General features: G+C 31.9%; 9 protein-coding genes and 1 rRNA gene. All 10 read right to left on the bottom strand.

Annotated features, from left to right (window positions below; translation table 11 throughout):
- Positions 1-423 (bottom strand): 16S ribosomal RNA (locus tag ACCQ40_RS07150); the annotation flags it as partial.
- A 371-nt stretch (positions 424-794) separates the two neighbouring features.
- The gene (locus ACCQ40_RS07145; RefSeq protein WP_410033195.1) at positions 795-2000 is read right to left on the bottom strand and encodes a glycosyltransferase family 4 protein; all 1206 of its coding nucleotides are present in this window, start codon (positions 1998-2000) and stop codon (positions 795-797) included.
- Positions 1997-2926 (bottom strand): ABC transporter ATP-binding protein, encoded by a 930-nt coding sequence (locus ACCQ40_RS07140; protein WP_410033194.1) that lies wholly within the window; start codon positions 2924-2926, stop codon positions 1997-1999. Before ACCQ40_RS07140 ends, ACCQ40_RS07145 begins: the two co-directional genes overlap by 4 nt.
- Complete coding sequence (locus ACCQ40_RS07135) at positions 2910-4553, bottom strand: ABC transporter permease (protein ID WP_410033193.1); 1644 nt, start codon at positions 4551-4553, stop codon at positions 2910-2912. The genes ACCQ40_RS07140 and ACCQ40_RS07135 overlap by 17 nt, the downstream gene beginning before the upstream one ends.
- Positions 4554-4598: 45 nt before the next feature.
- Positions 4599-5762 (bottom strand): ABC transporter substrate-binding protein, encoded by a 1164-nt coding sequence (locus tag ACCQ40_RS07130; protein WP_410033192.1) that lies wholly within the window; start codon positions 5760-5762, stop codon positions 4599-4601.
- Positions 5763-5826: 64 nt separating this feature from the next.
- A complete protein-coding gene (msrA, locus tag ACCQ40_RS07125; protein WP_410033191.1) occupies positions 5827-6312 on the bottom strand; it encodes a peptide-methionine (S)-S-oxide reductase MsrA in 486 nt (161 codons plus the stop codon).
- Positions 6309-6779, bottom strand: a complete 471-nt coding sequence (locus ACCQ40_RS07120) for a threonine/serine exporter family protein (protein WP_394011263.1) — start codon at positions 6777-6779, stop codon at positions 6309-6311. Before ACCQ40_RS07120 ends, msrA begins: the two co-directional genes overlap by 4 nt.
- On the bottom strand, positions 6780-7559 hold the full coding sequence (locus ACCQ40_RS07115) for a threonine/serine exporter family protein (RefSeq protein WP_410033190.1): 780 nt from the start codon (positions 7557-7559) through the stop codon (positions 6780-6782).
- Positions 7560-7584: 25 nt separating this feature from the next.
- Positions 7585-8361 carry a J domain-containing protein gene (locus ACCQ40_RS07110; protein ID WP_410033189.1) on the bottom strand — a complete coding sequence of 259 codons (777 nt, stop codon included), beginning with the start codon at positions 8359-8361 and terminating at the stop codon, positions 7585-7587.
- Positions 8362-8442: 81 nt separating this feature from the next.
- Positions 8443-10212, bottom strand: a complete 1770-nt coding sequence (locus tag ACCQ40_RS07105) for an ABC transporter ATP-binding protein (RefSeq protein WP_410033188.1) — start codon at positions 10210-10212, stop codon at positions 8443-8445.
- Positions 10213-10397: the final 185 nt, after the last annotated feature.

Genomic DNA, 10397 nt, shown 5'->3' with positions numbered 1-10397 from the left:
AATCACGCGGCGTCGCTGCATCAGGGTTCCCCCCATTGTGCAAAATTCCCCACTGCTGCCTCCCGTAGGAGTCTGGGCCGTGTCTCAGTCCCAATGTGGCCGTACACTCTCTCAAGCCGGCTACTGATCGTTGCCTTGGTGGGCTTTTTTTCTCACCAACTAGCTAATCAGACGCAAGTCCATCTTACACCGCTAACACTTTGATTACTACTTCATGCGAAGTTGTAATATCATAGGGTATTATTCTCCGTTTCCAGAGGCTATCCCCTTGTGTAAGGCAGGTTACTCACGCGTTACTCACCCGTCCGCCACTAATCCGCTTAAGTTCATTCCGAAGAAATCTTTTAAGTTTCATCGTTCGACTTGCATGTGTTATGCACGCCGCCAGCGTTAATCCTGAGCCAGGATCAAACTCTCATGAAAAATATTTTTTACTACTAATATTAATAGTAGATTAAAGTTTAATTCATAAAAGTCTTTCTCGGACTCTGTCCTGCGACCACTCCGTGGAGGGTCCTCTCTTGGCCGGACAGGCCTATTTTGATCTAGACTCTTCATTTACATCAACATTCTGTTAATGCGTGATTTAAAATATCCTATCTATATATAATAGATTGGAATCATTTTGACTTTCATTATATAAACAAAAGTCGGTTTTGGTTACTCAAATTAATTGCTTAAAGTTTAATTACTATTTACTTTTTAGATAAGCTTTAACTTATCTGGTTCATTGTGTCGTCTCTTAACGACAAGATATATAATACCATGCTATTTTTATCCTGTCAACACTTTTTTTAATTTTTTATTACATTTATTATTTTTTGTCCAATATTTGCCCAGGCAAGTGTGTTGATTTCAGCGTTTACTTCTTCAGTAAATAAATTTTGATCTAGTCTATTTATTTGCTTTTCTATATTCTCACTTAATCTTTCTACATAAGCTGGGATATCTTCTTTGACTGGTTTATCTATATCATATATTCTTGGTAGCTTAGTGAATTCTATTAAATGATTATTCTTTATTTCTTGACCTACAAGTTTTTCTAGCCCATCAATTTGACTTGCTACTACTAATTTATGGCAGGCTAGAGCTTCTATAGCTATAAGACCTAAGGCTTCAAAGTATGATGGTAGCACAAATATATCTGCATCTTTTAATAAATTTGCAAGTTTTACCTGATCTAGGGCATGATATATTGATAGTCTCGGTGAATGGTTTGCTAGGTCTTTCATCTTATGGCAAGATTCTATATCAGCATTCCCTATCATATGAAGTCTTATCTGTGGATATTTTTTTTCTAGAATAGGCAAAGTTTGGACTAGCTCAAAAACTCCTTTTGACTGGCTAATCTTACCTGCATATACTACATCTATGGTAGATTTTTTTATTTTTTCTTTTGGCGGATAGAATACTTTCTCATTATATCCCCCACCTACATTATGGATTTTACTTTTATCTACTCCTAGTAGATTGATAATAGCATCATCTTCCATATCTGTAACTGTAAGTACATAGTCTAAATCTTTTATATGGCTAAGTCTTGGTAAAAGCGTGTGGTGTTTTTTAACCTGTCTTATATCTGTACCGTGAGAAATACCTACTACTTCTGTATCAGCAAAAATTTCCCTAACTAAGTCAGTGATAAAAAATAAGTGGTGGGAAATGATTATATCTGGTTTAAACTCTTCTTTTACTTCTATTAATGCTTTTCTAAAATTGCTAATTAAAATATCAATTTGCTCTTCAGACATTTCACTATAGACTGTAGAGTCATAAGGCATCTGGTCACTCATCCCACATATTCTAAAGGGCATATCTTCTGTATTATAGTAAACCGGTTTTAAAATTTCGGCAGTTACCTGATTATCATAAATCTTTTCTGTACCAAAGACAGCTGCATTTTCATAACCCATATTATCTAGGCTATCTATAAGGTTAGTAAAATATACTCCACTACCAGTCTTTGCTGGCAATTGGGTTAGTACATGTAATATTTTCATTTAATCTGCTCCATATCATAAGTTAACTTAATTGTATCACCAATTTTTCTATCAAAGTTATCATTCAGTAAAAGTGCTTTTAGTCTTTTATCTCTATTTGCTACAAAAATTTCTATAGTGCTGCCCATAAAAATAATATCTTTTATGATAAATTCTTCCCCATTATCTGAAATTTTAACTTTCTCAGGCCTAATATAAGTATTATTTATTATATTTTTCTGGCCGATAAAGTCTAAACTTTCTTTATTTGCAGGTTTATTATAAATTCTTTGGGGTGAACCTTGATCTATAATTTTTCCTTGGCTAAGAACTATGACCTCATCCGCCATCTTAAAGGCTTCTGCTTGATCGTGGGTTACAAATATTGTTGTGAGTCCAAAATCTTTGTGGATTTTTCTAATTTCTAATTGCATTTTTTCCCTAAGATTTTGATCAAGAGCACTAAAGGGCTCATCCATTAAAAGTAATTTTGGTTTCACAACTAAACTTCTAGCAAGGGCCACCCTTTGCCTTTCTCCTCCAGAAAGTTCAGTAGGTTTCCTATTTTCATAGCCCTTTAATCCTACCATCTCTATTGTTTTATAGGCTAAATCTTTTTTCTCTGTTTTACTTAAAGATTTCTGATTAAATTTTAATCCATACATCACATTATTTAAAACTGTCATGTGAGAAAATAGGCCTAGACTTTGAAAAACTGTTGAAACTTTTCTATCATTGGGCTCTAGATTGCTAATATCTTCTCCATCCAATATTATTTGTCCGCTAAAATCTATAAATCCTCCTATCGAATGAAGAATAGTGCTTTTACCCGAACCAGATGGGCCTAGTAAGCACAAGAATCTACCCTCTTCTAAATTTATATTTATATTATCTAAAACCTTATTTGCCCCATAGCTTTTAGTTAAATTTTTAATTTCCAAATACATAAGTAGACCTTTCTTTTGAAGTTCTCTGCCCAAAAATAAAATTGATAAGTAAATCAAAAACAATACAAATTACCATTATAAGCAGAGCGATGACTGATCCTTCGCCATATCTTCCGCTATTTATAACATCAAACATAACAAGAGTCAAAAGCTTCTTGCCAGGATAGACTAAAAATATAATCGATCCAACTGTTGTCATAGTTGTTGTAAAGCTATTTATTAATGATATACGCAAGGATGGTTTAATATTTGGGATAATCCCATCTTTAATTTCATAAAAAGTATTGGCTCCTAGGTCTCTTAATGAATTAATCATATCGCTATCAATTGCTTTCATGGCTGTATTTCCAACCCTACTTGAAAATGGTAGTTGTTTAAAAAGCACATTTAAAACAACTATCATGCTTGTCCCCGTAATCATAAGGGGTGGGGATTTAAAATACAATAAATATCCTAAACCAAAAAAAGTACCAGGAATTATATAAGGCATATTTGAAATAAGGTCTATTAGCTTCATAAATTTACTATTTTTAATTATCAAATAATAGCCAATTAGCATACCAATAAGAGTACCAACCAAGGCTGAAATTAGAGAATAACCAATAGACCTTAGCATGGCATCACCCATATAATTTTTAGCTTTTGAAAAATTATCCAAACTAAAAACTAAGGACCCTTTTTTCATTGTTGTAAAGGCACTTAGGATAATTGCAACATATAAACTTACTAGTAAAAGTAAAATTAATATGCCTATAATTCTAAATATGTTATAGACTATCCCCATTCGTTGAACATTTATCTCTGTTAATTCATTAGCATTTGCAGTTGAAGACTTTTCTTTATTTAAATAACTTACTACAATAAATACTAGTAGAATTGGCAGCAAAAGTAAAACATTCATAGCACTAGCTTTAGCTAAGTTTCCATTTGCTATAACTTCAAAATAAGATTCTAAAGCCAGCACATTAAATTTCCCTCCAATAATAGAAGGAGTAGCAAAGTCTGCCACTGATTTAAAAAAGCTTAATAAAAAAACAGTATAAATTCCATTTTTAAGTTGGGGAATAAGGATATCTAAAATTATAGAATTGGTATCAGCTCCCAAAGACCTAGCGGAATTTATCACATCATTTTTCATTGTAGATAAGTAACCTAGTAGAATCAGACAATTTAGGGAAATGTAGGATAGAGTCTGCATAAAAACTACTCCCCACATATTATAAGGATTTATGGAAAGTCCTAGTAAACTGTGAGTTATAAATCCCCTGCGTCCAAATAAGGTAATGTAGCTAAGACTTGTTACAAAGGGAGGGCTGACCAAAGTAATTAGTAAAATCAGGTTAAATATCTTTTTTGTTTTTGACTTGGATAGGTAAATGTAAATTGCTAAGATAGTTGCTAATATAACTGAAAAAGCTGATGTGAGGGTACCTAATTTTAAGGAATTTATTAATAATTTTTTATTTGCTAAGATATTTTTATAATAGGAAAAATCAATGTTACCATCAATTATAAAACTTTCTTTAAAGACACTTAAAAAAGGCATTAGCACAAAAAGTACTACTGCTAAGACTAGGATAAGTTGTATTAATATGTCGAATAAATTTCTTGATTTTAATTTTTTCATAATATGTAAATATAAAATAAAACCAAGGCTAGGCCTTGGTTTATTTTATTCTTCGCTGGCTTTGTCTCCAGCTATTTCCTTAAATTTGTTAAGTATTTCTTCTCTTTGTGATCCAAATGTTGATAGGTCTTCATCGATAAGCTTATCTTTTGGTAAGCCTAGGTCAAGTCCTTTGATATCTGGAACTATAAGTTGGTTAGTATCTTTTCCATCGATTTCTGCAATCATGGTTTGTGCTTTTTCACTAAGCATAAAATCTATAAAGGCTTCTGCGATATCTGTATTTTCGCTATCTTTAAAGATTGCAACTCCTTCTGGGACCCATGGAATACCATCTTCTGGATAGATGACTGTTAGGCCATAATCTTCTGCTGCATCAAAGGCTTTTTGATCTACTGGGATAATTCCAATTGCAAATTCTCCTTGGGCTGTTTTTTCTTGTGGGTCTTTTCCTCTTTTGGAGTAGAAATCTATATTATCATTTATTTTTTCAAATAAAGACCAACCTTCTTCTTCTCCATATAAGTCTAAAAGTCCTTTTAAGGCTGCGTAGTTTGTTCCAGAAATAGCAGGGTTTGACATGATAACTTCGCCTTTGTATTTTGGATCTGCTAGGTCTTTCCAAGTTTTTGGCGCTTCTAAACCTTTTTCTTCAAGAATAGCATCATTTACTAAAAATCCTACTACTGTAAGACCTTTTGAAAAATAATATCCGTAAACATCCTTATATTCTTCTGGAATTTTATAGGTCATATCTGAATTATATGACTCTAGTAAATCATCATCTTTTGCTGCCATAAAAGCATCTAAGCCGCCACCAAACCAAAGGTCTGCCATAGCTTTTCCTTCAGCTTTAGTTCTTGAAATAACTTCACCACTAGACATTGATAAAAACTCTACATCTGCACCAGTTTCTTTTGTAAATTCTTCAAATAATGGTACATATGAATCACTAGTAGCTACTACATTTAAAGTTCTTCCCTCAAAAACTTGATCTTCATTAGCTACTTCTTTTTCATCTTCTTTGCTAGTTTCTTCCTCTTCTTTAGCAGTATCATCTACTGCTTCTTCTGTTTTTTCGTTAGCTTTTTGTTCTACACTTGTATCATTTGTAGAAGCTTCTTCTGCATTTTGCTGGGAACCACAAGCTGTGAAGGTCAAAAGCATAGCAGTCGCTAAAGAAATTTTACTAATAAAATTACTCTTCATCTCTTCCTCCTTAATAATATTAGTAACTTAATTATATATTATATTTACTTTTAAATAAAGTTACTTATAAGCTAGGTCTATCATTAAGGTTTATGTGACAGTAACCTGTTGGATTTTTTTCTAAGTAATCTTGGTGGTAGTCTTCTGCCACTATAAAGTTTTTAAGCTCTTCCACTTCAACTTTTATTTCGTTATCTTCGTTAGCTTGTTTTTTATCTAAAAATTCTCTAGCTTTTTCTAAATCTTCTACATTTATAGAATAAATTCCAGTCCTGTATTGACGACCTCTATCGTTTCCTTGTTTATCAACACTAAATGGATCGATAATGTAATATAAGTATTCTAATAATTTTTCTAAACTAATTACTTCATCATCATATTTTATATGAACTGTTTCTGCATGGTCTGTAACAGGTACTTCTTCATAAGTAGTTTGTTCAGTTTTACCATTTGCATATCCTACTTCTGTATCTACTACTCCTTCTATTTCTTTAAAGTATGCTTCTACTCCCCAGAAACATCCGCCTGCTAAATATATTTCTTTTATCATTTTTTTCTCCTTAGATAATTTGTTCTATTTACTGTTCTTGTTCTAAAAGTTTTAAGCGAAGTTGAGAAAGAACTTGCTAATAATATCCCAAAAGATATAGATCCTGCTACAACTATGGTGCTGTAAAAACTTTCTATGGCTAACTCGGATTGGTTATTTACAAAAAATCCCATTGTATTATATATACCCTCTCCTGGAACTAGGTTTATAATACCTGGAATTATAAATACTGAAGCTGGGTATCTGAGACGTCTTGCTAGCATTTCTGAAACAAAGGTAATACTTAAAGCTGATAAAAATACTGCTATGTACTTACTTCCTGTAGTATCTATAACATATTTAAAAACTATCCAGCCAAATCCTCCATTTACAGCAGATACCAATAAGGTTTTTAAAGGTACTGCAAATACTAGGGCAAATCCTACTGTTGACATGATTGCGGCTATAAATTGTATTAAATATGACATTTAGAATAACCTCCATATACTAATAGGTGTTGCAACTCCTACTGCTAGGGCAATTGAAATTAATATGGCCATGGCTGTTCCTGTTATCCCACTTAGGGCATCCCCACTCATTAAATCTCTTACAGCATTTGTAAGCATAACTCCTGGTACAAAGGCCATCATTCCCCCGATGATTACTATATTTATACTTATTGGTGTAATTTCATTTATAGCTAGAGCTAAAAAAGATAATACAAAGCCATATAAAAAATTGACCACGAAAAAATTTAGATTATTTCGCTCTAAAAATAAGGAAAATCTATAAGCCAAAAATCCTACAAGAAATGCTGAGAGTATATCTATAATACCCCCACCTAGTAGAATCGAGTAGGATCCAGCTGCAATAGTTGCCCCAAAAATCTTAAGGGCAACTGGGACAGATTTTTCTTTTTTTATCTTATCAATTTCTAAAAGAGCCTCATCTAGAGTATAAAGTCCTGCAGAAAAGTTTCTAGAAAAAGTATTTACCCTATCTACATAATAGAGGTTGTTTCCACGGCTTCTAACCCTACGCATATTTGTATGAATCTCTCCTTTATAGGAAAATGAAATGATAATTGTATTATAAGAAGAAAAAACATCTACGTCTTTAATAGAATCTTTTGACCTAATTATTCTTTCAACTGTATCCTCTACCCTGTAAATCTCAGCCCCATTGGCAAGCATCAGGGCTCCTGCTGATGATGCAATCTCTGAAAGAATTACAGCTTCTTCCAGAGTTTTTATTTTTTCATTTATCATTGGCTATCCTTTTTAAATATTTTTTCTAAAGGTAAGTTTGCTTGTATTTTTTAATATTTTCCTCTGTTAAAAATTCGTAAGCTTCATTAACTTTAGTAAACATTGTAGTAGCATCTGGATCTTTATTAATATCTGGATGATACTTTTTGGCTAGTTTTCTATAATTTAATTTTACTTCATAAATATCAGTATCAACACCAACACCTAAAGTTTGGCAGGCTTTTTCATATTTTTCCTTAAAACCAAGGTCATTTACACCATTGTAACCCGTGTATTGGCCTTGATTATAACCAGTATTATAACCACCATAGGATCTAGAATCTTGGTAGCCACCAAAGTTTCTAACAAATTCTTCAAAACGACGGTTCATTTCTTCCTGTTGACGGCGAGCTTCTTCTTCTCTTTGACGGCGGCGCATTTGTTCTTGTTCGTAAATATATCTATCAGAATAATCTGAAATACTTTCATATCCAACCTTTTGGCCAGTTATCATAGAATCAGCCCTATCATACATCCACTCAGTAAGTGTATAGTTGATATACCTTAAAAATGAAATAAATTTAGGTCCAAGTATTGGTATAAATATTACTGCAAAAATAAAATACATTACCTCTTTTGGTAATATTAAAGGAATTATTGGGAAAATAAATATTGTTGAGCAACCAAAGATAAATATCATAAATAATAGTTGCCTGATACCCTCAAAGGTTACTACTATTACATTCATAATATTTATTAGTACATTAAAAAATGTACCCAAGCCCGTTGCAAGGCCATGTAAGATTTTTCCAAAAAACTTCATAAATTTCTCCATTCTAATAAAAGTATATCAAAGTTTTCTTTTTCTTGAAAGCAAAAAAAGAATGGTCTTTTAAACCATTCTTTACCCAAATAATTCTTCATTGTTACTATTATATAAATTATAATATATTCCTTTTTTATTAAGCAGGTCTTTGTGATTGCCTCGCTCTACTATTCCATCATAGGTTAATACTAATATTTCATCAGCATTTATAATAGTAGAAAGTCTGTGGGCAATGGTGATTGTTGTCCTTCCCTTAGATAAAGTTTCAAGAGATTTTTGAACAATCGCTTCACTTTTATTATCTAGGGCACTAGTTGCTTCATCAAGAATTAAGATTGGTGGGTTTTTTAAGAAAACTCTAGCAATAGAAATTCTTTGTTTTTGACCTCCAGATAATTTTACACCACGTTCTCCTATATGAGTATCCATACCAAAAGGTAAGTCATTTATAAATTCTGTAGCTCCAGCAAGTTCTGCAGCTCTTAAGATTTCTTCATCTGTGGCATTTTCCTTACCATAACGGATATTATCTTTTACAGTTCCACTGAATAAATAAACATCTTGTTGGACTATACCAATATTATCACGAAGAGATTCTAAAGTTAAGTCTCTTATGTCAGTATCATCTATTTTGATAGAACCTTTTGTAATATCATAAAATCTTGGAATTAATTTTGAAATAGTAGTTTTTCCTGCGCCAGATGGACCTACTAGGGCGATATTTTCACCAACATTTACATTAAAGTTTATATCTTCTAATACATATGGCTCATCTTCGCTAGTTTCTGGATATTTAAAGTAAACATGGTCAAAATCAATTTTACCTTTTACATTAGTTAATTCTTTGGCATATTCATCATCAAAGATACTATTATCCATTTCCATAACTTCTGTAAATCTTTCTATACCAGTAGTTCCTGCTTGGAAGACATCTGTAAAGTTAATTAATCTTTCAATAGTAGTTACTAGCATATTTAGATACATGGTAAAGGCAATAAGATCCCCTGGAGAGATTTCTCCTCTTATGACAAAAAAACCACCTACAAAGATGAGGATTGCATACATGAGCCCTGCAAAAGCTTCATTTATCATAAAAAATCCAGCCATATCAAAATATCTTTTTTTCTTAATAGCTACAAATTTATCATTATTTACTTGAAACTTATCTTTTTCTGTATCTTCATTAGCAAATGATTTTACAACTGATATACCAAGTAGAGTGTCTTCTACTCCTGAGTTGATATCACCAATTTGTCTTTTAACATTCATAGTTGCTTTTCTAAATTCTTTACGTTTTTTACTAGAAAATACAAACATAATTGGAATAATAAGATATATTATTAAAGAAAGTTTCCAATTTATTGTTAAAAGCACTACAAATGATAAAATTAATTTTATTGCTCCCACAAGAAATTCTTCAGGAACATGGTGGGAAAATTCTGTAATATCAAATAAATCTGTAGTTATTCTACTCATCAAAGCACCGATACGAGCTTCGTTAAAAAATTCTGTATCCATAGTTAGCAAATGATTAAATACATCCGCTCTCATATCTCGTTCAATCTTTGCCCCCATGATATGGCCTAGAGATTGCATAAAATATCTAGCAGCTACTTCAATTATTTTTGTAACTGTATATACAATTCCTACTTTGACAACTCTACTTGCATCTAAAAGTCCCAGCTGGGCCCAGTCTGTTAAACTTGATAATAAAAGTGGTAATACAAGCTGGGAAACTGTTGTTAGAGCAGAAGCAAATAAGTCTGCAAAGAGAATTTTTTTATATGGGTTATAGTAGGGTAAGAATTTTTTAATCAAAAACTTATTACTATAAGCTTGTCTATCCATAAGCCCTCCTTTTTATAAATTTCACATAATAGTATTACTGTACTCTATTTTTTTAAAATTTAACTGATAATGATTATTTATATTAATTAAATTTATAGTACAAAGATTTTACATAAAATTTACAATATTATGCAAATTATATAACACTACTTATATATAATAGCTTTGAAAAATTTTATGGAGGT

The organism is Anaerococcus cruorum (genome assembly GCF_046365495.1).
Classification (GTDB): Bacteria; Bacillota; Clostridia; order Tissierellales; family Peptoniphilaceae; genus Anaerococcus; species Anaerococcus cruorum.
This window is presented reverse-complemented; position numbering and strand designations above follow the sequence as displayed.